Below are 23,729 nucleotides of genomic sequence, written 5' to 3'. Positions count from 1 at the left end.
GTCCGGGCCTCAAGCCGGTTGTGCACGCGCCCGACTCCGCCGGCTCAACTGCAGGTCGGTCAGGCCGACTATGCCGGTGAGGACCAGCACGATGCCGATGCCGATGAAGGCCATGACGAAGGCCACCGCGTAGCCTCCGGCACTCAAGCCGGCGAAGAACACCGCGGTGATGACCGCGATCCCGATCGCGGTTCCCACCCGCTGACCGGTCTGCATGACTCCACCCGAGCTGCCCGCATACTTGACCGGGACCTCGGCCAGAGTAAGTGTCTGGTTGGGACTGATCACCATGCCCTGGGCGATGCCCAGGATCGCCAGACTGGCCATCAACCACCACGGACTCAGACCATAGGCCTCGACCGCCAGGACCACCGCGATAGAACCGAGTACGGCCAGCAGGGCCACCCCCACTCCCCACACGACCAGCTTGCGCCCATAGGTGAAGACCACACGGCCGGTGATCTGCGGAACGATCGCGGAGAAGGCCGCCGACGGCAGGCCGATGAGCCCTGCCGTCAGTGCGCTGAAATGCATGCCATCCTGCAGGTACAGGGCCACGACCACCCAGACACAGGGCGTTCCGACGAAGTACACACTCGACAGCAGTGCCCCCGAGGCGAAGCTGCGGGTGCGGAAGAGTTCCATATCGACCATGGGCGCGCCTCCGCGCCTGGCATAGCGGGTCTCCCACCATACCCACACGACCACCAGTCCCGCACCGATGACCAACAGGGAGTACATCCAGGCGCCGAGGCTGCGCTCCAGGAAGGGCAGCATGACCAGGAGGGTGCCGACACTCAAAAGCAGGACGCCGATGGGATCGAAGTCCGCGCGGCGCCGCTTGGGTGCAGGGTCATCGATGGAGCCGGCTTGATCCTCACCGCTCCAGGCGTCGCCGGGCAACCAGTACCGACCGATGATGAGCGCGGCAGCGGCAATCGGCACGTTGACCAGGAATGACAGGCGCCAGCCCCAGTCGCCGCCGAACAGGGCGATGAACGATCCGCCCAGGATCGGGCCGATCGCCACGGAGACTCCGACGACGGTACCGAACATGCCGAAGGCCCTGCCGCGCGCCTTGCCGTGAAAGTACTGCTGGATCATGCCCACGCCCTGAGGGCTGAGCATGCCCGACCCCAGACCCATCACGATCCGCGCCAGATTGAGCAGCAGCGGGGAGCCCGCCAGTCCCGCGGCCAGTGATCCCACGCCGAAGAACACGAGTCCGACCACGAAGAGCTTGCCCCGTCCGAACAGATCACCGGCCCTGCCCGCCGCCACGAGCAGCACGCCGAAGGCCAGCGTATAGCCCGACAGCACCCATTGGAGCGAGGAATTGGAGGCTCCGATCGAGACCTGCAGACTGGGCAGGACGACGTTGACGATCGAAATGCTCAACAGGGACATGAACAACGGGACCAGGATCACTCCCAGGAGCTTCCGCTGAGCAGGAGACATCGGCGTTTCATTACTCATTTATCCAGTCCTATACGATTTCGCTCCACTTGCAAAGACCCGGGGCGAATTCGCCTCGTCTGCGTGTCCGAGGCCACATATGGACGTCTCCTAGAATGGGACCCATGTCCATCGGTCCCGCCCCGCGCTCCGCCACGTCACCCGCTACCGCGAAAACACTGCCGGCGGCGGGCCGGTTCGCCCCCAGTCCCAGTGGCGATCTGCACATCGGCAATGTGCGCTCCGGAATCCTGGCCTACCTGTTCGCGAAGACATCGGGCCGCGATTTCCTGTGGCGGGTCGAGGACCTGGACCGAGTGAAGCGGGGCGCGGCCGAACGGCAGCTGGCGGATTTGGCCGGTCTGGGGATCGTCCCGGACGCGCCGCCGGTCTATCAGTCACACCGCACCGCACATTACGCCGAGGCGCTGGAACGTTTGGCCGAGCACGGACTGGTCTACGAGTGCTACTGCTCGCGCAAGGACATCCAACAGGCGCCCACTGCCCCGCACCAGCCGCCGGGAGCCTATCCCGGTACCTGCAGGGATCTGGAACCTGCGGTCAGGGAGGCGGAGCGCCGCAGGCTCGCCGCCGCCGGGCGCCTGCCCGCGTTACGGCTGCGTTCGGACTTGGCCGTCCACCACATCACCGATGTGTTGCTGGGCCCGGTCCAGTCCACCGTCGACGACTTCGTCCTGCGCCGTGGAGACGGAGTCTGGGCCTACAATCTGGCCGTGGTGGTCGACGACGGCTTAATGGGAGTCGATCAGGTGGTGCGAGCCGATGACCTCGCCGATTCCGCTCCCCGGCAGGCGTACCTGGCGAATCTGCTGGGGTTCCGAAAACCCACGTACGCCCATGTCCCCCTGGTCCTGGGGCCCACGGGGGCGCGCCTGGCGAAACGCGATGGTGCGGTAACCCTGCGCCAGCTCGGCGACACCGACTTCGACATCTGGTCCTGGACGGGAACCAGTCTGGGCTTCGGACCGTGGCACTCCTTGGACGAGGCTGTGGCCCGATTCGATCCCGAGCGCATGGTCGAGTGCCCAACGACCTTCATTCCGCCCGCCCGCGCATAGCCGGGTTCACGGGATTCGAGGCCGAGGTGGCGGATACGTGGCACCTGGCCCCCACGCCCCCAGAGCACAGAAAAAGCCCCTCACCAGCGTTTTCCCTGGTGAGGGGCTTCTATCGGCTCCCCCGGCTGGGCTCGAACCAGCGACCCTTCGATTAACAGTCGAATGCTCTGCCAACTGAGCTACGGAGGAATATCCGCAACCGGAACGCACTGCCCGGTAACGGATACGAGTGTAGCACGCGCCGAACCGCAGCGGGAAATCTGTGACCGCGGGCCACTTTGGCACCCCAAGGCGGCCAGAGCAATCCGGATTGGAACGCACAGAAGCCCTGGATCCTAAGATCCAGGGCTTCTCAACGCTCCCCCGACTGGGCTCGAACCAGTGACCCTTCGATTAACAGTCGAATGCTCTGCCAACTGAGCTACGGAGGAATAGTTCCCCGAGGCCTTTCGGCCCCTTGCAACGGGTTCAACTTTAGCACCGCCGCACATTCCGACCAAACCGGGTGGCGGTGTCCTTCCTCACACACACGGAGGGGGATTTCGCGCAAATCCCAATGGTTCGCCGATAGGATGTCCTGGTGTCGAATCTGCTCGCCGTCCTCCTGGCCGTCATCTCCGCGGTGGCCCTCGCATACGGGGCCATGCTCCAGCATCGGGGTGTCTCGGATGACCACGGCAGCGCTCAGGGCTTCGGCATCCGCGCCCTGTTGGCCATGTTCTCCCGCGGCGTCTGGGTGGCGGGCCTGGCCGTCACCGGCTTGGGCATGGTCCTCAACGTCGTCGCCCTTGCAATCGCCCCCGTCATGGTCGTTCAGCCGATCGGCGCGATCTCCGTCGTCGTCAGCGTCCTACTGGGAGTATCCACCCGCGGCCTGCGGACCACGAAGCGGATCTGGGGCGGAGTCGCCCTGTGCATGGCCGGAGTCGGCAGCTTCGTCGCAGCCTCGGCAACCGTCGCCCGCACACAGCCGCACTACGGCGTTGAAGCCCATATCCTGGCCGGCCTGGGGATCGGCACAGCCGCGCTCTTCCTGCTGATCATCCTCGTCCTGCGCAGGGCCGGACAATTGCTCTACGTGATCGCAGCCGGCCTCATGTACGCCTGCGTGGCCACCAATGTGCACCTGGTCAGCTTCCAGCTGCTGCACGGTGGAATCGCGGAGATCACCTGGTTCAATGTGGTCGCCCTCGTCGTCGGATCGGCAGTTGGCGGATGGTTCGTCCAGGCGGCCTATGCTCAGGGACCCCCCGAATTGGTCATCGCCGGCCTAACCGTCATCGATCCGATCTTCGCCGTCATCCTGGGCAGTGTACTGCTGGGCGAGGCCGCCACGGCTCCGGCATGGGTGATCACGGTGATGGTGATCACCGGATTGGCGGCATGTTTCGGTGTCGTTGTATTGTCCCGATATCATCCGGATGTTCAAGCCCGGAAAGAAGAGAGTCCGCGAATCATCGCAGGCTCGCACGGCTCGGTGGATTCGAACGGCCCAACCGGCCCGGATCCGCTCGACCAGACTACCTGAGGTGAGTGCACTGTTCTCCGATACTTCCGCCGCGCATGCGTCCGCACCGCACAACGGCCAGACGCTGCGCATCTGCATAGCCTGTGAGACCTACGCTCCCGAGGTCAACGGAGCCGCCAAGTTCGCCGAACGGCTCGCAACGGCCCTGGCCGGCCGCGGCCACGAAGTCCACGTCATCTGCCCCTCCCCCAACGGCAAGCGCCGCAACACCCGGCAAGACGGGGTGATCCTGCACTATGTGAAATCCGTCAGGTGGCGGCCCCATCCGACCTGGCGCATCTGCATGCCATGGGACACCCGCCCGGCAGTCGCCCAGATCCTCGATGCCATCCGGCCGGATGTCGTCCACACCCAGGCCCATTTCGTCATCGGCAGGTTCGCCTTCAACGAGGCGCGCAAACGGGGCATCCCCGTTGTCGCGACCAACCACTTCATGCCGGGCAATGTCCGCCCGTATCTTCCGGCACCGGACCCGGTGCTCGACATCGTGACCAAGGGCGCTTGGTGGGACCTGCGGCGGAAGTTCGAATCGGCCGACTACATCACGGTCCCCACACAGCTCGCGGCCGACCTGCTGACCGACCACGGGTTCACCCACGATATCCACCCTGTGTCGTGCGGCATCGACCTATCGAAGTTCCATGCAGCATGCGCCACCGGCGACACGGCACAGGCCGAGGCCCCGACGGTCCTCTTCGTCGGCCGCCTGTCCGCGGAGAAGAACGCGACGGACATCGTGCGAGCTCTGGCCAAGACCGATCCGGCGCTGAACCTCCATGCGGAGATCATCGGCCACGGCGACCAGGCACCCGTCCTCGAGGCCCTTGCGGTAGAACTGGGCGTCGCCGAGCGGGTGCGCCTCCTGGGCAAGGTCGACGACGACGCGCTGGTCTCCGCATATCAGCGCGCCACCTTCTTCTGCCTGCCGGGGACCGCAGAACTCCAGAGCATCGCAACTCTCGAAGCCCTGGCCTCGGGGAAACCGGTGGTCCTGGCCGATGCAGTGGCTCTGCCCCACTTGTGCCGCGACGGGGAGAACGGCTACCTCTTCACCCCGCGCGACACGGATGATCTGGCCGCCAAGTTCACCCGTCTGCTCACGGCATCGCAGGAAGAGCGCGCGGCCATGGGACGGGTGTCACAGGAGATCGTCGCCAAGCACGACATCGAGAACACCCTGAACACCTTCGAGGACATCTACGCAGAGGTCATCGCCGCGCACTCGCGCGTCCGACGGCCCGCCTGAGGCCCCACATTCGGGATTGCCACTCAATACACAGGTGCCCTTGACGGGGAAGCACGCATTCGCCAGTTGCCTACTGGCCAAACAGCGTTTTCAGGGTTCTCACATGTAGGGCTCATATTGCAATAAACCCTGCCGAGTGCACCCTCCCGGTTCTGCCTTGATCTTCGATTTCGGCCTCCGTAAGGTCGAACATCGTATGCGGCGTCGCCCAGCGATTCCGAACCGATTAAGTGCAGGAGGTACTCATGCACAGCAGAACCGGCAAGTCCCCCAAGCCCCACCCCGAACGACTCAAGGTCGAACACGTCAACGTCGTTCCACCCACCAAGCTCAAGCCCGCGATCGGCGGCACGCTGGTCGGCAACTTCATGGAGTGGTACGACTTCGGCATCTACGGCTACCTGGCCGTCGTGATGACCGGCGTCTTCGCCTCCGGGCTCCCCACCCAGTGGCAGCTCCTGGCGACCCTGCTCGGCTTCGCCGTCAGCTTCCTGGTCCGCCCCCTTGGTGGACTGGTCCTGGGGCCGCTGGGCGATAAGTTCGGCCGCCGCAAGATCCTCTTCTTCACCATGAGCGTCATGGCCGGCGCCACCGCCCTCATCGGCCTGCTGCCGACGGCCAATACCCTGGGTGTCTGGGCACTCGTCCTGCTCTACCTGCTGAAGATGCTGCAGGGCTTCTCCACCGGCGGCGAGTACGCCGGTGCCGCGACCTACGTCGCCGAATTCGCGCCCGACCGCAAGCGCGGCTTCTTCTCCTCCATGCTCGACACCGGTTCTTATATGGGCTTTGCGGCCGGCGCCACCGTCGTCGGTCTGACCACCTGGATCAGCACCTCCGTATCCGGGCCGGACGCCATGGCCGAATACGGCTGGCGCATCCCGTTCCTCACCGCAATCCCCCTGGGCATCATCGCCGTCTGGCTGCGTTCGCGGCTGCCGGAGACGCCCGCGTTCGAGGTGGCCGAGGCCAGCGCCGATCTCACCGACGTCGACCACGACGATCCCTATGCGCGTCACGGGTTCATCGGTCTGATCCGCCACCACTGGCGCCCCCTGCTGGTCGCCATGGCCATCGTCGCCGCCACTAACAGTGCCGGCTACGCACTGACGAGCTACATGCCCGTCTATCTCGAGGAGGAGGTCGGTTATTCCTCGATCACCTCCGCACTGGCCACCGTGCCCGTTCTGGTCGTCATGAGCATCTGTATCCCGATCGTCGGCTTCATCTCCGACCGTGTCGGCCGCCGCCCGGTCTACGCTGCCGCCGCGATCGCCACAGTGGTCCTGACGGTGCCCGCCTTCAAGCTGATGCACTTGGGGACCCTCGCCTGGGTGATGGTCGCCCTGTCGCTCATTGCGATCCCCGTGGCCCTGTGGGTCGGCCCCTCGGCCGCGGCTCTGCCCGCGCTGTTCCCCACCGCCACCCGCTACACGGGTATGGGCCTGTCCTACAATCTGGCGGTCTCCGCCTTCGGTGGCACCACCCCGTTGTTCACCCAGGCGCTCATGCAGTGGACGGGCAACAATCTGATGCCGGCGTTCTACATCATGTTCTTCAGCATCATCGCGGGCGTTGCAATCCTGGCGATCGGCGAATCGGCCCGCAAGCCTCTGACCGGCTCGCTGCCGATTGTCGCAACTCACACCGAGGCCAGGGCGCTGGTCGCCTTCCAGGATCGCAATCCCGATCTGGATTTGGAGACCATCCGAGTTCCGGTCAACGCCTAGATTGATCACACCCATCCTGACCTGGAACGATAGATAATCGTCTCACACTGTGAAGCGCCGCATCCCATATTGGGTGCGGCGCTTCTTCGTGCACTCATACCACGACAGGCGTGGCCTTCGGAAGAGTATTTTGGGTAACGAATCGGGAGTCATTGTTGCATTTGGGTAACGGCATGTGTAACACTCGAAAAGTCACAGAACGATAACACCAACACATGTCGGTACATACGTGAGGGGCCTCGAGCCCCGCCGGGTGGAAACACCCGGGCCGATGCGCACAGGCGGCCGCTTCACAGCTTCCCCGCAGCTGCGGCCCCCAACAGCGAGGATAGGTATTTCATGAGTTTCAAGACGTCGATCACAGCAGTCGCCCTGACCGCGGCACTGACTATGGGCGGAGCCATTGCGGCATCGCCGGCGAACGCGGCCTCCCTGGGCGCCGCCGGAAGCGGCTCGAGCAAGAAGTCCGACTCCAAGAAGAAGTCGGACAAGAAGAAGTCCAGCAAGAAGGCTTCGAAGAAGAAGTCCAAGAAGAAGGCTTCGAAGACCTCGAAGCGCAACGCCATCGTCAAGCTGGCCAAGAAGCAGAAGGGCAAGAAGTACCGCACCGGTGGTAACGGGCCCAAGGCCTTCGATTGCTCCGGCCTCGTTCGCTACGTCTACAAGAAGAACAAGATCAAGGTCCCGCGCACCAGCTCCGCGATCGGCAAGGCCGGCAAGCGGATCTCGGTGAAGAAGGCGAAGCCCGGCGACATCATCCACTCGCCCGGCCACGTCGGAATCATCACCAAGAAGGGCAAGGCATACGGTGTCGACGCGGGTAATTCGCGTGTGGGTGTCTCGGAGCGTTCCCTGAGCTGGATGAAGGGCGCCAAGGTCGTGCGGGTCAAAGCCCTGTCCTGACCCCACCCGGTGGCCCTGATCCACCACAGCCCCTTCACGGATGATAGCTTGAGTCCTGGGCCCGGCCTGATTGGCCGGGCCCAGGACTTTTTCAATGACGAAGGGATCCCCATGCCGCAGGCGCATCCAACCTACGACCAGCTGGCCGACCTCCCCCGGTACGGTTCGTATACCGTTCCGCCGGAGTGGGTCGACGCCAACGGCCATATGAACATCCGACATTACTTCGACGTGGGTTCTCAGGCCGCGATGGAGCGCGCGGCAGGCCTGGGCCTCGACGCCGAGTACATGACCAACCGCAATCTGGGCGTCTTCACCGTCGAACAGCACATGCGGTATCTGGCCGAGATGCGCCTGGGCGCCAACCTGTCGACGCGCGTGCGCATCGGTGGGATCGGCTCCCGTGCGCTACTCCTGGCCTCCTATGTGCTCGACGACGACAATCGGCGCTTGTCGATGATCTTCGAGACGATGCTCGTGCACATCTCCTTCAGCACCCGCCGCACCACTGACTTCCCCGACGATCTGCGCGAAGACCTTGATGCGGCAGTCGCCGCCGAGGACGCGCTGGGCTGGGATCCCGCGTTGAGCGGCGCCCTGCGAATCCGCTGAGCCGCCTCAGGAGGTCAGCTGCGCACCCTCTGCGCGCAGCTCGACCTTGCGGACTTTGCCGGAGACCGTCATGGGGAACGACTCCCTGCGTTGGACGTACCTGGGGATCTTGTAGTGGGCCAGGCGGCCCGCGCAGAATTCCCGCAGGCCCTCCGCCGTCAGCTCGGGAGCCCCCTCGCGCAGAATCACCCAGGCCATGAGCTCCTCCCCGTACTTCGCATCGGGCACCCCGACCACTTGGACATCGGCGATGTCGGGGTGGGTGTAGAGGAACTCCTCGATCTCGCGCGGGGCGATGTTCTCCCCGCCCCTGATCACCAGATCCTTGATCCGGCCCGCGACGTCGACGTAGCCGTCGTCGTTCATGATCGCCAGATCCCCCGTGTGCATCCACCGCCCCGAATCGATCGACTCCGCGGTCTTATCGGGCTGTTCCCAGTACCCGCGCATCACCGAATACCCACGGGTACACAGCTCCCCCTTGATTCCGCGGGGGACCTGCAGGCCCGTCGCCGGGTCGACGATCTTGATCTCCACGAAGGGCATCGCCCGGCCCACCGTCTGCGTCCGGCGCTCCAGGGAATCGTCCGTCCGGGTCATCATGGATACCGGCGCCGTCTCCGTCATGCCGTAGCAGATGGCGACCTCGGGCATGTGCATGGTCTCGATGACCTTGCGCATGACTTCGACGGGACAGGTCGAACCCGCCATGACCCCCGTGCGCAGACTGGACAGGTCGTAATCGGCCAGATCTGCCAGGGCGAGTTCTGCGATGAACATCGTGGGCACGCCGTAGAGGCTGCTTGCGCGTGTGCGCTGCACGGCCGCCAGAGTGCGCGCCGGGTCGAAGGCCGGAGCCGGTATCACGGTCGCTGCGCCGTGGGAGAATGCGGCCAGGGTCCCGATCACCATGCCGAAACAGTGGAAGAAGGGCACGGGGAGGACCACCGAGTCCTCCTCGGAGTAGTTCAGCATCTCCCCGATCGAGTACCCGTTGTTGAGGATGTTGTGGTGGCTCAGGGTGACGCCCTTGGGGAATCCAGTCGTGCCAGATGTGTACTGCAGATTGATCGGATCGTCGGGATCCAGCTCCGCCCCGATACGCGCCAAACGTGCTGACATCCTGATCCCGGGATCCTCCATCAGCCGTATGCCTGCGGCACAGAGCGCGGACAGGCGCTCCGCATCCGGCAGAGGGTGATCGGTCTCGCAGAGCGCCGTCGGTGCGGTATCGATGAACACCAGATCGAACGGGTGTTCGGCCTGCACTTCCCTGGCGATGGCGATGAAATCGGAGTGTGGCGGTGCGGCGATTTGACTGATCAGCAGCTTCAGACCGGAGTGTTCGACGATGAAGTCCAGCTCATGGCTCCGGTATGCCGGGTTGATGTTGACCAGGATCGCGCCGATCCTGATCGTGGCGTACATGGCCAGGGTCCATTCGGGCAGATTCTGTGCCCAAATGCCCACTCGATCACCCCGCCCGATTCCGCGCTCCGTGAGCGCCGCTGCGAGTTCGGCCGTCCTGGCATCCAGTTGCGCATACGTCCAGGTGCGCTCGGAGGCGACGTCGATCAGGGCTGTGCGATCCGGATGGGCGGAGACGACTCTGGCGAAGTTCTGCCCGATCGTCTCGCCCAGCAGGGGCGTGCTCCCGGTTCCGCACGTATATGAGAGGTCTGTCATTTCCTCGCCTTTCATCACGGCGGCCCCGCCGCCGACGGACACCCTTGTCCGATAGCCTCCCAATATGCCACCACGCCGGAAGCGGCGCAATCATCCGCCACACGGCGCTACCGGCCATGGCACCATGGGGTTATGAACGAACATTCGACAATGACAGTTACAGACCCGGACCACGCCGCTCTGGCCGATTTCCCCCAGATCAGCCGGGACACGATCCGCTACGGCGACACCGACAGGCAGGGGCATGTGAACAACAGCGTGTTCTCCTCCTACTTCGAAACCGGGCGGGTTACCACACTGGACGCCGCCAGGGCACAGACCGCCGACTCCAACCGTGAGTTCGTCCTCGCCTCGATCACCATCGACTATCTGCGCGAACTGCACTGGCCAGGCGAGGCCACGGTCGGCACACGGATTTCGAAGGTGGGGCGGACCTCGGCGACGATGGAGCAGCTCCTGGTCTCAGCCGGCGAGGTGAGGGCCAGGGCCACGAGCACCATCGTGCAGATCGATACTCTGACCCGCACTCCGACACCGTTCACCGAAGCGCAGCGGCGGGGCTTCGCGGAGACCTTGGCATAACGGCAGTCACATGGTGTCTTCCATCTCACATAGTGAGTTGGATCTATCATCGGTGCAGGTCAGATGGAAAACTGTGTCGGTCAACTCTTCCCGACCCTCGAAGGAGGGACACGAATGAATCCCGTCTACGCGATCGTCGTCGTGATGTTGTTCATCGCACTGGGCGAAATCGTCTCCATCTGGTCCAAGGCCAGGGTGCCCAGTCTGCTCATCGCGATGCTGGGCATCTTCATCGTCGCCAAGGCCGGCTGGGTGCCCGAGAGCCTGGTCGACGACACCGGCCTGCTGTCCTTGTACACCATCATGTCAGCGCCGCTGCTGTTCCACATGGGTTCGATCATCCCGTTGCGGACACTGGCCAAACAGTGGCGGTCCGTCCTTATCACCTGTGGCGGTATGGCGATCGCGGTGGGTGTCATGGCCCTGGTCATCTGGCCCCTGTTCGGTTTCCAGACCTTCGTCGCGGGCTCCGGCCCTTTGGCCGGCGGCATCGTGGCGACCGGGTTGACCACCGCGGGTCTGAAGGAACACGCCGTGGCAGGCGCTGTGCTGGTGCTGCCGTCCCTGGTCCTGATGCTGCAGTCCGTGCCATCCATGCCGATGACGAACTTCCTGCTGCGGCGCCACGCGATCAGGCTGCGCGACTCCGGTGAGCTCGAACAGCTCGCGGCCGCGCACAAGGCCGATGAGGAAATGGCCGCCACGAAGAAGAAGCTCGTCAACCTGCCCAAGGCGCTGACGGACAATGAGCTGTTCATGCTGTTCATCATCTTCTGCGGTGGCGCCCTGGCGGTGGCCATCTCCGGCCCGACCCACATCCCGTCGTCGATCGTCGCGCTGATCCTGGGCATCATCTGCACCTGGCTGGGGCTGACGCCCGACCGCGCGATGGAACGCGCCAGCTCGTTCGGCCTGGGCATGGCCTCGATCATCGCGGTGGTCGTCGCGCCGCTGATGGCAGCCTCCATCCCGGATATCCTCCACGCAATCGTGCCATTGATCGCCATTCTCATCATCGGCGGGCTTGGGATCATGCTCGGCGGCTACATCGTCACGAAGCTCCTGAAATGGAAGGGCAGCCTGGGCATGTCCGTCGCCCTGACCGCCATGTACGGCTTCCCCGCCGACTACCTCATCACCAATGAGGTCGCCCGCGGTGTCGCACGCAGCGAAGAGGAGAAGGAGTCGCTCCTGGCGGTCATGCTGCCGCCGATGCTCGTCGGCGGCTTCACCTCGGTCAGCGCCGGTTCGGTGGTCATCGCCTCGGTCCTCGTGGCATTCCTCTAGGACCCATCGGACTCAGACCCATCCGACACAGTGCAGGGGCCGTTCCCGTCTGATCGACGGGAACGGCCCCTGCACTGTGTCCGGGAGCATCGGCGCTCCCGGGCCCGGGGACCCGCGAGCGCCGATGATCGGATGGCTCAGCGCATGCGCACACCGTCCTGGAAGACACCCGCAACCCGGCGACGTGCCTCGGTCACCCCGACGGACTCCAGATCCCCGTCGAACAGCACCAGGTCGGCGGCCAGGCCGGGCGCGATCGCGCCGACCACGTCGCCGATGTCCATCAGTTCGGCCGCCACCGAGGTCCCTGCCGCCAGAACATCCGCGGTCGACATCCCAGCCTGGGACTGCAGCAGTTCGAGTTCCTCCAGGTTCTGCCCGTGCTCACCCACGCCGGCATCGGTTCCCATCGCGATCTTGACGCCGGCGGCGTAGGCCCTGCGGACGGATTCCGCGTGAACCTCGGCGACCATCTTGGCCTTCTCCACCAGGGCCGGCGGGATGGGAGCTCCCGATTCCGCGCCCTTGATGACGGCCAGCGGCGCCTGCAGAGTGGGCACGAGGTAGGCGTCCTTGGCCAAGAACAGTTCGATCAGCTCATCGGTGAGGTAGATCCCGTGCTCGATCGAGCGCACGCCGGACACCAGGGCGTTCTTGATGCCCTCGGAGCCCTGTGCGTGTGCCATCACATAGCCACCCTGCGCCTGGGCCTCCTCGACGATGACGGCGATCTCATCACGGGTGAACTGGCTGTGCCGCGGATCGTCTGCGGCTGACAACACACCGCCGGTCGAGCAGATCTTGATGTGGTCGGCGCCCGCGCGCAGGATCTCCCTGGCCTTCTTGCGCACACCCTCGACCCCGTCGGCCACTCCGTCGGGCCGACCGTAGTGCGGCAGCGACATGGTGCCGTGGACACCCGACGGCAGCCATCCGTCACCGTGCCCGCCCGTCTGGCTCATGATCTGGATCGCGAGCTTGAGCTTGGGACCGACGATCAGCCCCTTCTGCAGCGCCAACCGGCACCCGGCATCGGCTCCCCCGGCGTCACGGGCATAGGTCACTCCCCCGTGCAGTGTCTTCTTCAGCAGGTCCACCGAGCGGTAGAACTGATAGGTGAAGGGCTCGTGGAAGGAGTCGAGCGACCCGGCGGTCTCGCTGGTGACGTGGACATGGCAGTCGATGATGCCCGGTGTCAGCGTCTGCCCGGTGGCATCGACGACCTCGGCGTCCGGGTGGCCTGCCGCACCGGTTCCGGCGGGCAGGATCTCGGCGACCCGGCCGTCGGAGACCAGGACGTCCTGAGCGCCTGCGAAGGACGTGCCGTCGAACACGACGGCACCTGTGATCAGGGTTTTCTTTGTCATGGGGCCACCCTATCCGGCCGGGTGTTCTACACCACGGCACATCCGCGATTCGAAATCCCGCAGCGCAGGAACTCCGGGCTCGATAGAGTGGAGGCATACCCCTGTTCTCCAGGCCCGTCCGCCGAGATGTGCGGATCGGGCAGAAAGCGAGCCGTCTTGGCCGATCACGAATTCGGATTCCGCACCCGCGCCCTGCATGCGGGTGCCGTCCCCGATGCGATCCACGGGGCGCGTTCCGTCCCGATCTACCAGTCGACGTCCTTTGTCTTCAAGGACTCCGACGATGCTGCGAACCTGTTCGCCCTGCAGAAGTTCGGCAATATCTACTCGCGCATCGGCAACCCGACAGTCGCGGCCTTCGAAGAGCGCATCGCCAGTCTGGAGGGCGGGATCGGCGCTGTCGCCACCTCATCGGGAATGGCCGCGGAATTCGTCACCTTCGCGGCGCTGGCCCAGGCCGGCGACCACATCGTCGCCTCCAGCCAGCTCTACGGCGGCACCGTCACCCAGCTGGACGTCTCACTGCGCCGCTTCGGTGTGGAGACGACCTTCATCACGGGCACGGACCCGGCGGACTTCGAAGCCGCGATCCGGCCCAACACCAAGGCCGTCTACACCGAACTCATCGCCAATCCCTCCTCCGAGATCGCCGAGCTGGAGGGCCTGGCAGCGGTCGCGCACGCCCACGACATCCCGCTGGTCGTCGATGCGACGCTGAACTCCCCCTACCTGTGCCGCCCGATCGAATTCGGCGCCGACATCGTCATCCACTCCGCCACCAAGTTCATCGGCGGCCACGGCACCACCCTGGGCGGTGTGGTCGTGGAGTCGGGGAAGTTCAACTGGGCCAATGGCAAGTTCCCACTGATGACCGAACCGATCCCCAGCTACAACGGCATCAGCTGGTGGGACAACTTCGGCGAATACGGCTTCCTGTTCCGGCTGCGCAACGAACAGCTGCGCGATTACGGTCCATCCCTGCAGCCACAGGCAGCCTGGCAGCTGATCCAGGGAGTCGAAACACTGCCACAACGCCTCGACGAGCACGTCGCCAATGCGCAGGCTGTGGCAACGTGGCTCGAAGCCGATCCGCGCATCGCCTATGTGAACTATTCGGGCCTGGAGAGCCACCCCCACCACGCCCGCGCCCAGAAGTACCTGCCCAAGGGCCCCGGCTCCGTGTTCTCCTTCGGCACCGCAGCCAGCGGCGACAAGGACGGTCGGACGGTGGGCGCCGACTTCATCGAGCACCTGCAGGTCGCCAGCCACCTGGCCAACATCGGCGATGCCCGCACCCTGATCCTGCACCCGGCATCGACCACCCACCAGCAGCTCTCCGCAGAACAGCTCGAGGCCGCCGGCGTCGGCGCCGATCTCATCCGCATCTCGGTGGGGTTGGAAGACCTGGCCGACATCATCTGGGACCTCGACACGGCATTGACCGCCGCCACCGGTACAACCCACGAAGGAGGTGTGGCCGCATGACCGCACAGGAGACAACTCGCACCTGGACGGGCCCCGGAGCCCAGGATCGTCTGCGCATCATGAGCGAGGCGAAGTCCGTAGCGATCGTCGGAGCCTCCGCGAAGCCGGCCCGTGCCTCGAACTTCGTGGCCACATATCTGCTGGCCGACAGTCCCTACCGCGTGTACTTCATCAATCCGCGGGAGCAGGAGATCCTGGGCCATCCGGTCTATGCGAGCCTGGACGAACTGCCGGAGGTCCCCGACATCGTCGACGTGTTCCGCCGCGATGAGGACCTGCCCCAGGTCGCCCGCGACGCCGTGCGGATCGGCGCCAGGACGCTGTGGCTCCAACTGGGATCCTGGAATGAGGAGGCGGCCCACATCGCCGAGGACGCCGGTCTGGAGGTCGTGATGGACCGCTGTCTGAAGATCGAGCACGCCAGGTTCCACGGCGGGTTGAACCTGGCAGGGTTCAACACCGGCGTGATCTCAGCCAAGCGCCAGATCCTGGACTAGGAGTCCGCGAGTACGGCGAGGAGTCCCTCGCCGTACTCGGCCAGCTTCTTCCGGCCCACCCCGCTGATCGAGCCCAGGGCCGACACCGACCCGGGCCGCGCCTCGACGATGCCCACCAGGGTGGCGTCGGAGAACACCATGTACGGCGGAATCCCCTTCTCCCTGGCCACCGAGGTGCGCCAACCGCGCAAAGCCTCGAAGACCTCGCGGGCGGCCGGCTCGAGGGCATCGGCGGCGCGGCTGCCCGCCGAACGACCGCCGATGGTACTCGAGCGGCGTTTGCGTTCGGGCCGCCGGTCCTCGGCCAGTTCGACGGCCACCTCGCCGCGCAGCACCGGGCCGGCGTGTGGGCCGGGAATCAACACCCCGTAGTCGCCCACCGCGTCCAGGATCCCGCGGGCCAACAGCTGACGGGCCAGGGTGCGCCACTGCTTCGGCCCCAGCTCCGAACCGATCCCCCATACGCTCAGTTCCTCGTGCCGCGATTCGCGTGTCCGGTCACTCTCATTGCCCAACAGCACATCGACGATCTGTCCAACGCCGAAGTGCTGGCCGCGCTCGCGGTCCAGCCGGATGACCGCTGAGAGGAACTTCTGCGCGGGAATCGTCGCATCCCACACCGCCGGCGGATTGAGGCAGGTGTCGCAGTTGCCGCACGGTTGGGAGTTCTGCCCGAAATAGCGCAGCAGCTGGACCCGACGGCACCCGGTCGTCTCACACAGTGCCAGCATCGCGTCCAGGTGGGCATTGGCATTGCGCCGGAACAGGTCCCCGGCATCCGAGCGCTCGATCATCCGCCGCTGGCTGACCACATCGCCCATCCCGTAGGCCAGCCAGGCCACCGAGGGCAGGCCGTCGCGGCCGGCGCGACCGGTCTCCTGGTAGTAGCCCTCGATGCTCTTGGGTAGGTCCAGATGGGCGACGAACCGGACATCGGGTTTGTCGATGCCCATTCCGAAGGCGATCGTCGCGACCATCACCACCCCGTCCTCGCGCAGGAAGCGCTCCTGATTTCCGGCCCGCACCGCCGGGTCCAGACCTGCGTGATAGGGCAGGGCGTCGATGCCGCGGGCCGCCAGCCATTCCGCGATGGTCTCCACCGATTTGCGGCTCAGGCAGTACACGATCCCGGCCTCGCCCGGGAACTCCCCGGTGATCAGGCTCAGCAGCTGGTCGCGCGGCCGGTCCTTCGGTTCGATCCGGTACTGGATATTGGGCCGGTCGAAGCTGGAGACGTAGTGGCGGGCGTCGTCGAGCGCCAGGCGCTCCGTGATCTCCTCGTGCGTCTCCGCCGTGGCGGTGGCGGTCAGGGCGATGCGCGGGACCGTGGGGAACGCCTCTGCCAGGACCGATAGGCCCAGGTAGTCCGGTCGGAAGTCGTGGCCCCACTGGGCCACACAGTGGGCTTCGTCAATGGCGAACAGCGCGATCGGGGCGCGGGACAGCAGGTCCAGGGTGCGCGGCAGCACCAGCCGTTCGGGCGCCAGGTAGAGCAGGTCGAGTTCGCCGGCCAGCAGCTGGGACTCCACGGCCCTGGCCTCGTCGAGGTCCTGGCTCGAGTTCAGATAGGCCGCGCGGATGCCGTTGCCCTCCAGGGCTGCGACTTGGTCGGCCATGAGCGCGATGAGCGGGGAGACGACGATTCCGGTACCCGGCCGCAGCAGGGCGGGGATCTGATAGCACAGGGATTTTCCGCCGCCGGTGGGCATGAGCACGACCGCGTCGCCACCGGAGGCCACCCGGTCGATGATCGCGGCCTGGTCTCCGCGGAAGGACTCGTAGCCGAACACCTCCTGCAGGATCTGCAGGGCGCGCGCCCTGCGTGCCTCTTCGTCTCCGGGAACCCCCTGGGGCCCGCTGTACGTCATCGCCTCGGTGTGCTCGTCTTCCACCCCGTCAGCTTAGGACACGTGCCCTGCGGCGCTCACCGCCGGCCTCGCGCTTCACTGCACGGTCAAAGACGTCCGCTCGTTGAGAGTGGCCGGATGGAAACCGGCGGCGACCTTGTAGTCGGAGGCGATCGTTTCGAGTTCCGCCGCCGAGATCACATCGTGGATGTGGGTGAAGCCCTGCGGGGCCCGTTCATAGGCCAACAGCATGACCAGTTCCGGCCCGGTCTGCCGCGTCTTGGCCAGGAGCGCCGCGGTCGCAGGACGCTGGACCGCTTCGTAGGCGGCCAGCGCCGAGTCGATGTCCTCGGCCGTAGCCAGGTGGAAGGCGAGGGTCCGGGCGTCGAGGATCGCCTGGGAGCCGCCGTTGGAGCCGTTCGGGTACATCGCGTGGGCGGCGTCGCCCAGCAGGGTGGTGCGACCGAACGTCCACTGGTCAAGTGCGTCGCGGTCGACCATCGGATACTCGAGGATCTGTTCGGCCGCGCCCAGCACCGCGGGCACGTCCAGCCAGGGGAACTTCCAGGCGGCGAACCGTTCGAGCAGGGGCTCGGCGGCCACGGGGTGGTTCCAGTCGGCCGTGGGGTCCCCCGCAGTGCGGGCCTCGGCGATGAAGTTAATCTTCTGCGTTCCGTCGGGACGGACGTTCTCTAGGGGGTAGGCCACGAACTTCTGGTCGCCGTCGCCTGCCATCACCATGGTGGCCCCGTCCAGGAAGGGGTCGACGATCGCGGTGCCGCGCCAGTTGATCAGGCCGCTCCAGGGAGGGGCGCCCTCGGCCGGATAGCGCAGGGCCCGCAGGGCCGAATGGATTCCATCGGCGCCGACCAGAACGTCGGTGGACACCTCGACCGGTCCCGAGGCCGTTTCAAAGGTCGCCAGCTCCGTCCCGTCGGGCTGCGAGCGCACTCCTACCAGCCGGTGACCCTCGTGCACGGCATCGCCCAGGCGTTCGCGCACGGCATCCAACAGGAGCATCTGCAACCGGCCGCGGTGCACCGACAGCTGTGGCCATTTATAGCCCGCACGGGTGCCCCGTGGTTCGCTCCAGATGTGCTGGCCGTAGCGGTTGTAGTACGCCAGAGTGGTCGGTTCCACGCCGAGTTCCTCCAGCCGTTCGGCCAGGCCCAGCTCGGTGAGTTCGCGCACCGCGTGCGGCAGCAGGTTCAAGCCCACGCCCAGCCCTCGAATCTGCTCCGAGCGCTCATAGATGTGCACGTCGGACAGGCCGGCGGCGTGTAGGCTCAGGGCCAGGGAGAGTCCACCGATTCCCGCTCCGGCGATGGTGATGCGCATGTTCTGACTCCTATGTCGGGGTTCCCCACTATAGGAGCCGTCCGACCAATCTGCGCGGATCGTCTCAGCGTGCGAACGAAGGGAACACAGTGACGTCCGGTTTCACAAAAATCACCGTTCTGGATGCAGGGGTACTCGGCAGCCAGATCGCGCAGGCGGTGCCGGATTCCACGGTGCCCGCCACGAACTCATCGGTTCTGTTACCCAGCAGGCCTGGGCCGCCTATCTCAGGGCCGACTACCTCGACCGGGGCACGTTCGGCGTCGAATCGGGTGAGGGTTTCTACCGCTGCGACTGAGCGAACCCGTAGGATCGAAGCGTGAAGATCATCGGTGTGCTGGGCGGTATGAGCTGGGAGTCCTCACTGGACTGGTATCGGATGGCCAATGAGCAGGTCCGGGATCGGTTCGGCGGCTTTCATTCCGCGCCGATCCTGCTGGACTCGCTCGATTTCGCTGAGATCGAGGCATTGCAGGCCACCGGCGATTGGGATGGTGCGGGCCGTATCCTCGCCGCGCATGCGCGGGGGCTGGAAGCCGCTGGGGCGGGACTCGTGGTGTTGTGCACGAATACGATGCACTTGGTCGCCGACCAGATCAGCGCAGCCATCGACGTCCCATTCATCCACATCGGTGACACCACCGCCGAGGCGATCAGGGCCAAAGGCCTGGCCACGGTGGGGCTGTTGGGAACCGCGTTCACGATGGAGCAGGCCTTCTATCGCGATCGCCTGGCCGACCACGGCATCACATCGTTGATCCCGGACGAAAAGGACCGGGCGACGGTGCACCGGATCATCTACGAGGAATTGGTCCGCGGTATCGTCACCGAGGATTCGCGGCAGGCGTATCGGGAGGTCATCGGCCGGCTCGTCGCTGCCGGAGCCCAGGGAATCGTCCTGGGGTGCACGGAGATCGAGCTGCTCATCGGCCAGCAGGACTCGCCGGTCCCGGTGTTCCCAACGACCGCGCTGCATGTCACCGCGGCCTTGGCCGCCGCCGAGGAATGACCGCTGTCCCTTTCATCCGCCGGCGTGGGGATTCGGGGTGCGGCGTGCTCAGAGAAACGAAAAACGACAATGCCCGGACCCTCACGCTCTCAAGCGATCGGAATCCGGACATTGCCGATGATGTGGAGGTAAGGGGATTCGAACCCCTGACCTTCTCCATGCCATGGAGACGCGCTACCAACTGCGCCATACCCCCGTGGAGCTAAGGGGAATTGAACCCCTGACCTCTTCATTGCGAACGAAGCGCTCTACCAACTGAGCTATAGCCCCGGGCCGCCCGGCGTTCCGGGCAACGAGATAACTATAACCAGGTCCTGGGCGGCATTGCAAAACGAGACGGCATATGTGGCCGATTTGTGCGATGATTCACACACCTGCATCGGGCCGGCGCTCATGCCCCTGCACTCATGTTCCTGGCTCGAACAGCTGCCGGATGTCATCTGCGGTGATGTCGGAGGAGAACGCAGTCTCATTGTCCATCAGGCTGGAGAACAATTCGGCCTTCTTCTGCTGCAGGGCCAGGACCTTCTGCTCGATCGTGCCGTCTGCGACCATGCGGTAGACCATGACGCTGTTGGACTGCCCGATCCGGTGGACCCGGTCGATCGCCTGTGCTTCGGCCGCAGGGTTCCACCACGGGTCGAGGAGGAAGACGTAGTCCGCCTCCGTCAGTGTCAGGCCGAATCCCCCGGACTTCAGGCTGATGAGGAACACCGGCTGGTCCCCTGACCGGAAATCCTTGATGACCTGCGAACGCGCCCTGGTCGCCCCGTCCAGATAGGAGTATGCGATGCCCCCGTGTTCCAGCCGGCCGGCTACCCGGTGTAGGAAGGAGGTGAACTGGCTGAACACCAGAACCCGGTGGCCCTCTTCGATGACCTGGCCCAGGCGTTCGGAGAGTTCGTCGAGTTTGCTCGATGGCACGTCGGCGTACTCCTGCGGGTCGACGATCGCGGGGTCCAGTGCCAGCATGCGCAACAGGGTCAGCGAGCGGAAGACGATGAACCGGTTCTTGTCCAGGTCGTCGACCAGCCCCAGGATCTTCTTGCGTTCCCGTTGCAGTACGGCGTCGTAGAGCCTGCGGTGTTTGGGGACCAGTTCGACACTGACGGTCTGTTCCTGCTTGGCCGGCAGATCGGCCGCGACCTGTTCCTTGGTCCGCCGCAGCATGAAGGGCCGCACCCGGGCCCGCAGCGATGCCATCCGGGTCGGGTTCTCCCCCGATTCGATGGGCTTGACGTAGTGGTCGCGGAACCGCCGGGCCGAGGCCAGTAGGCCGGGTTCTGCGATGTTGAGCAAGGCCCACAGGTCGGTCAGCGAGTTCTCCATGGGAGTGCCGGTAATCGCCAATTTGAAGTCGGCGGGGACCCGGGCGGCCGCCTGATGGACCTGCGCGGTCTGGTTCTTGACGAATTGCGCCTCGTCGAGGATGAGACCGGACCAGGCTGTATCCGCGAACTCGGCCTGGTCGATGCGCAGGATGGTGTAGCTGGTGATGACCAGGTCCGCCCCGGTGATCGCATCTGCCAGCGGTGTCTTGCGTTTGCCGGTGGTGGAGCCCAGGCGCACTACGTTCAGGTCCGGGGTGAAGCGCGCGGCCTCCTGCTGCCAGACTCCCGTGACGGAGGCGGGCGCAACGACCAGGAACGGCGCGCCGGCCGTACCGGGCCCACTGCTTTCGACCGCGTGGGCGATCAGCGCCAGTGTCTGCATCGTCTTACCCAGGCCCATGTCATCGGCCAGAATGCCACCCAGCTTGTGCGCGTGGAGGAATGCCAGCCATTGGAATCCCGCTTGCTGGTAGTCGCGCAGCTCCGCTTTGAGACCCGCCGGCACTGCTATCGGCTCGATGGCCGTGATGTCGCGTAGGCCCGCGATGGACTCCAACCAGTCCTGATCGGCGCGGGATTCGTCTGCGATGTCATCGAGTTCGTCCCAGAAGGCGACCTGGTGCTTGGCCATTTTGGGAGCCTCCGGATCCCATTCACCCAGGGCGTCCGCCTCCGTGAGGAGGTTGCGCAGTTTCTCGAAGGCCGGGTGGTGCAGGGAGAAGAAGCTCTTATCGACCAGCAGGAGTTTGTCCTTGCCCTGGGCCAGCGCCTTGAACAGCGTGGGGAAGGGAATGGTCCGCCCTTCGACCGTGATCTCGAAGCCCAGGTCCAGCCAATCGTGTTTGTCGACTTTGTCCGCGGTGACGCTGATGTGCGGTTCTGCCTGCAGCTGCTGGTAGGCGGGCCGATTCCCTGAGATCATGACCGCGACGTCGTCCGTCCGCTCCAGTTTCGGCAACGTCAGATGGGTGAAGGCGGCGGTTGCGACGCCTTCGAGGCTCTGGCGTCCGGTCACGGCCAGGTCGCCGTCGAGCAGTCGGACCCGGGCCACGACCTCGGCTTCGAATGATCTATCACGGCCGGCTCCCTCCTGGAATTCCAGCGGCACGGGGCCGACGTGGCCGGGATAGTCGAACTCCCAGTCGATCGTCAGCCGGTCCTTGGCCCCGTAACGCAGATGGGCCAGGAGTTTCGGCCGGGCCGGTTCCGGCAGCACGACGGAATCGTCGGTGCTATCGAGGTCTACCTGGGGCAGGATGCGCGGGTAGTAGTCGGCGAAGAACTCCTGGGAGTCCTCGGCCCCGATGCGCACGGGTTCGCGGAGGAACATGTGCCGGACGGCCGGCGTCAGCGGTTCGCTCAGTGGGTGCAGGGTCAGGGCGTGGCTGGGTCCGGTCCGCCCCCGCCCGCGAGCGGGGGCGTCGGTATCGCCCAGAGCGACGAACTCCCCGATGCCCACCCCGCCGATGGTGTGGACTCCACCGGCCGGGCGCGGGCGCACGGTCGGTTCGAGTATCAGGTCCCCTCGATCGCCTCCGGACGGTTGGCGCACGTCGATGAAGGCGGTCACCGGCTCCCCCAGGCCAACGTCGCCGATGAAGCCGGCGGGCAGAAAGACGACACCGGCGGCCTGCGCCTCCTGCAGCAGATCCCAGACGAGCGTCGAGGTGAACTGTTCGATCCCCAGCACCTCGCCATTGGACCCGTAGCCTTCGTGTTCTGCCGAATAGAGCCGATAGATCCGGGCCAGGACGTCCGTCTGCGCATGTTTGTACTTCGAGGTCTGTGCCGAGTTCGTCAGTGAGCGCCAGCTCAGGCCGCCTTTGATCCAGTTATTGCGCTTGCCCGGTCGCATCAGTCGCATGGCCACGCGCATCTCCGGGTCCGCAGCGGCGTCCTCGGGTTCGAATGAATCTGGCAGTTCCTGGCCCCACCAGTTGCGCACCGGCTTCGGACGCAGTTCGAACTGGATGGCCACGGGCACCAGGGTTTCGTCCGCTTCGATCCAGCGCAGCGCACCCAGTTCCTGCCGCCAGGTGGACTTCGGCGCCTGTGGGACAGCCGGCGGGGCGAAGCGTGCGGGTACAGAGGAGTCCGTCCCTGTGCCTGCGGCAAGGGCATCTGCGAATTGCACGTCCAGGCCGTGTTCTTGCGCCCACTGCATGAGGTTGTCGATCGCGGCTGCGGTTTCCGGGGCCGCCTGCCCAACTGTGCCGGATCCGGATACCGCAGGGCCCGGGTGGACCCGCTGCTGCCGGAATTCCGGTGTCAGAAGCCAGGCGATGGCCGCCGCGTGCTTGCACATGACGCCGACCGGGCACGCACAGCTGGCCCCGACGATCTCCGAAGCGCGCCCATCGGAGTATTCGACCACCGTCAGCTTCGTCGAGTACTGGGCGCCCTGCGAACCGGCGACTTCGGCGTATAGGGACGACGTCCGCTCCTGGCCGATCGGCCCTTCGACGAGGCTGGAAGCCGACAGTTCGAGCGCCTCGACCATTCCCCGGTTGGCATAGTCGGACCCGCGCTGCGAGGTGCGCGGATCGAATCGCTCGTTGACCGTCTCCGGAGAGAGTTCCGGCAGCTGTACGTCTTCCACACCTCAATCGTTGCATACGGTACTGACGTTGATACTTGTAGGGATGGTTTCCATCCAGGGTGTGACCCAGGCACTGACTGGCCACCACAGTGTGTGCCTTTGCCGTGATCTGTCCACCCACCAGGGAATCATCGAGTGTCCCGACCGG

Annotated in this window: 17 protein-coding genes and 4 tRNA genes; 11 read left to right on the top strand and 10 right to left on the bottom strand. The window is 65.4% G+C overall.

The window, feature by feature from the left end:
- Positions 1-9 precede the first annotated feature (9 nt).
- The gene (locus NQ034_RS14420) at positions 10-1,476 is read right to left on the bottom strand and encodes an MFS transporter (protein WP_257049691.1); all 1,467 of its coding nucleotides are present in this window, start codon (positions 1,474-1,476) and stop codon (positions 10-12) included.
- Positions 1,477-1,580: 104 nt separating this feature from the next.
- On the opposite strand from NQ034_RS14420, the gene gluQRS reads away from it, so the two are divergent.
- Entirely contained in the window at positions 1,581-2,534 is a 954-nt protein-coding gene (gene gluQRS / locus NQ034_RS14415; RefSeq protein WP_257049689.1) for a tRNA glutamyl-Q(34) synthetase GluQRS, read from the top strand.
- A gap of 116 nt (positions 2,535-2,650) precedes the next feature.
- On the opposite strand, the gene NQ034_RS14410 is transcribed toward gluQRS, so the two are convergent.
- Positions 2,651-2,723, bottom strand: a tRNA-Asn gene (locus tag NQ034_RS14410).
- Positions 2,724-2,892: 169 nt separating this feature from the next.
- Positions 2,893-2,965: transfer RNA gene (locus NQ034_RS14405), tRNA-Asn, on the bottom strand.
- 149 nt (positions 2,966-3,114) lie between these two features.
- On the opposite strand from NQ034_RS14405, the gene NQ034_RS14400 reads away from it, so the two are divergent.
- The 5 genes from NQ034_RS14400 (at position 3,115) to NQ034_RS14380 (ending at position 8,553) form a co-directional block, all read left to right on the top strand.
- Positions 3,115-4,062: a DMT family transporter gene (locus tag NQ034_RS14400; RefSeq protein ID WP_257049687.1), complete on the top strand. Its 948-nt coding sequence runs from the start codon at positions 3,115-3,117 to the stop codon at positions 4,060-4,062.
- A 1-nt stretch (position 4,063) separates the two neighbouring features.
- Entirely contained in the window at positions 4,064-5,308 is a 1,245-nt protein-coding gene (locus tag NQ034_RS14395) for a glycosyltransferase (RefSeq protein ID WP_257049686.1), read from the top strand.
- A gap of 245 nt (positions 5,309-5,553) precedes the next feature.
- A complete protein-coding gene (locus NQ034_RS14390) occupies positions 5,554-7,038 on the top strand; it encodes an MFS transporter (protein ID WP_257049684.1) in 1,485 nt (494 codons plus the stop codon).
- Positions 7,039-7,377: 339 nt separating this feature from the next.
- The gene (locus NQ034_RS14385; protein WP_257049683.1) at positions 7,378-7,941 is read left to right on the top strand and encodes a C40 family peptidase; all 564 of its coding nucleotides are present in this window, start codon (positions 7,378-7,380) and stop codon (positions 7,939-7,941) included.
- 111 nt (positions 7,942-8,052) lie between these two features.
- The gene (locus NQ034_RS14380) at positions 8,053-8,553 is read left to right on the top strand and encodes an acyl-CoA thioesterase (protein ID WP_257049682.1); all 501 of its coding nucleotides are present in this window, start codon (positions 8,053-8,055) and stop codon (positions 8,551-8,553) included.
- A 6-nt stretch (positions 8,554-8,559) separates the two neighbouring features.
- On the opposite strand, the gene NQ034_RS14375 is transcribed toward NQ034_RS14380, so the two are convergent.
- Positions 8,560-10,239 carry an AMP-binding protein gene (locus NQ034_RS14375; RefSeq protein ID WP_257049681.1) on the bottom strand — a complete coding sequence of 560 codons (1,680 nt, stop codon included), beginning with the start codon at positions 10,237-10,239 and terminating at the stop codon, positions 8,560-8,562.
- 150 nt (positions 10,240-10,389) lie between these two features.
- Here NQ034_RS14375 and NQ034_RS14370 point away from each other — a divergent pair, with 150 nt between their 5' ends.
- The gene (locus NQ034_RS14370; RefSeq protein ID WP_257049680.1) at positions 10,390-10,821 is read left to right on the top strand and encodes an acyl-CoA thioesterase; all 432 of its coding nucleotides are present in this window, start codon (positions 10,390-10,392) and stop codon (positions 10,819-10,821) included.
- Between the two features lie 114 nt (positions 10,822-10,935).
- Complete coding sequence (locus NQ034_RS14365) at positions 10,936-12,108, top strand: hypothetical protein (protein ID WP_257049678.1); 1,173 nt, start codon at positions 10,936-10,938, stop codon at positions 12,106-12,108.
- A 137-nt stretch (positions 12,109-12,245) separates the two neighbouring features.
- Here NQ034_RS14365 and NQ034_RS14360 read toward each other — a convergent pair whose 3' ends face one another.
- The gene (locus NQ034_RS14360; RefSeq protein WP_257049677.1) at positions 12,246-13,475 is read right to left on the bottom strand and encodes a metal-dependent hydrolase family protein; all 1,230 of its coding nucleotides are present in this window, start codon (positions 13,473-13,475) and stop codon (positions 12,246-12,248) included.
- A gap of 156 nt (positions 13,476-13,631) precedes the next feature.
- Here NQ034_RS14360 and NQ034_RS14355 point away from each other — a divergent pair, with 156 nt between their 5' ends.
- Together NQ034_RS14355 and NQ034_RS14350 are read left to right on the top strand one after the other, a co-directional pair.
- Complete coding sequence (locus NQ034_RS14355; RefSeq protein WP_257049676.1) at positions 13,632-14,960, top strand: O-acetylhomoserine aminocarboxypropyltransferase/cysteine synthase family protein; 1,329 nt, start codon at positions 13,632-13,634, stop codon at positions 14,958-14,960.
- Positions 14,957-15,457 carry a CoA-binding protein gene (locus NQ034_RS14350; protein ID WP_257049675.1) on the top strand — a complete coding sequence of 167 codons (501 nt, stop codon included), beginning with the start codon at positions 14,957-14,959 and terminating at the stop codon, positions 15,455-15,457. The genes NQ034_RS14355 and NQ034_RS14350 overlap by 4 nt, the downstream gene beginning before the upstream one ends.
- Here NQ034_RS14350 and recQ read toward each other — a convergent pair.
- Together recQ and NQ034_RS14340 are read right to left on the bottom strand one after the other, a co-directional pair.
- Positions 15,454-17,325: a DNA helicase RecQ gene (gene recQ, locus NQ034_RS14345; protein ID WP_257049700.1), complete on the bottom strand. Its 1,872-nt coding sequence runs from the start codon at positions 17,323-17,325 to the stop codon at positions 15,454-15,456. The two genes, NQ034_RS14350 and recQ, sit on opposite strands and share 4 nt — an antisense overlap.
- Before the next feature lie 75 nt (positions 17,326-17,400).
- A complete protein-coding gene (locus tag NQ034_RS14340; RefSeq protein WP_257049674.1) occupies positions 17,401-18,642 on the bottom strand; it encodes a flavin-dependent oxidoreductase in 1,242 nt (413 codons plus the stop codon).
- A 319-nt stretch (positions 18,643-18,961) separates the two neighbouring features.
- On the opposite strand from NQ034_RS14340, the gene NQ034_RS14335 reads away from it, so the two are divergent.
- A complete protein-coding gene (locus tag NQ034_RS14335; RefSeq protein ID WP_257049673.1) occupies positions 18,962-19,651 on the top strand; it encodes an aspartate/glutamate racemase family protein in 690 nt (229 codons plus the stop codon).
- 123 nt (positions 19,652-19,774) lie between these two features.
- On the opposite strand, the gene NQ034_RS14330 is transcribed toward NQ034_RS14335, so the two are convergent.
- From NQ034_RS14330 to NQ034_RS16485, 3 genes are all read right to left on the bottom strand, one after another.
- A tRNA-Ala gene (locus NQ034_RS14330) sits at positions 19,775-19,847 on the bottom strand.
- Between the two features lies 1 nt (position 19,848).
- A tRNA-Ala gene (locus NQ034_RS14325) sits at positions 19,849-19,921 on the bottom strand.
- A 135-nt stretch (positions 19,922-20,056) separates the two neighbouring features.
- Positions 20,057-23,581, bottom strand: coding sequence for a DEAD/DEAH box helicase (locus tag NQ034_RS16485; RefSeq protein WP_257049672.1), 3,525 nt, complete (start codon positions 23,579-23,581; stop codon positions 20,057-20,059).
- Positions 23,582-23,729 lie beyond the last annotated feature (148 nt).

The organism is Brevibacterium moorei, assembly GCF_024580735.1.
In the GTDB taxonomy this organism is placed as follows: domain Bacteria; phylum Actinomycetota; class Actinomycetes; order Actinomycetales; family Brevibacteriaceae; genus Brevibacterium; species Brevibacterium moorei.
This window is presented reverse-complemented; position numbering and strand designations above follow the sequence as displayed.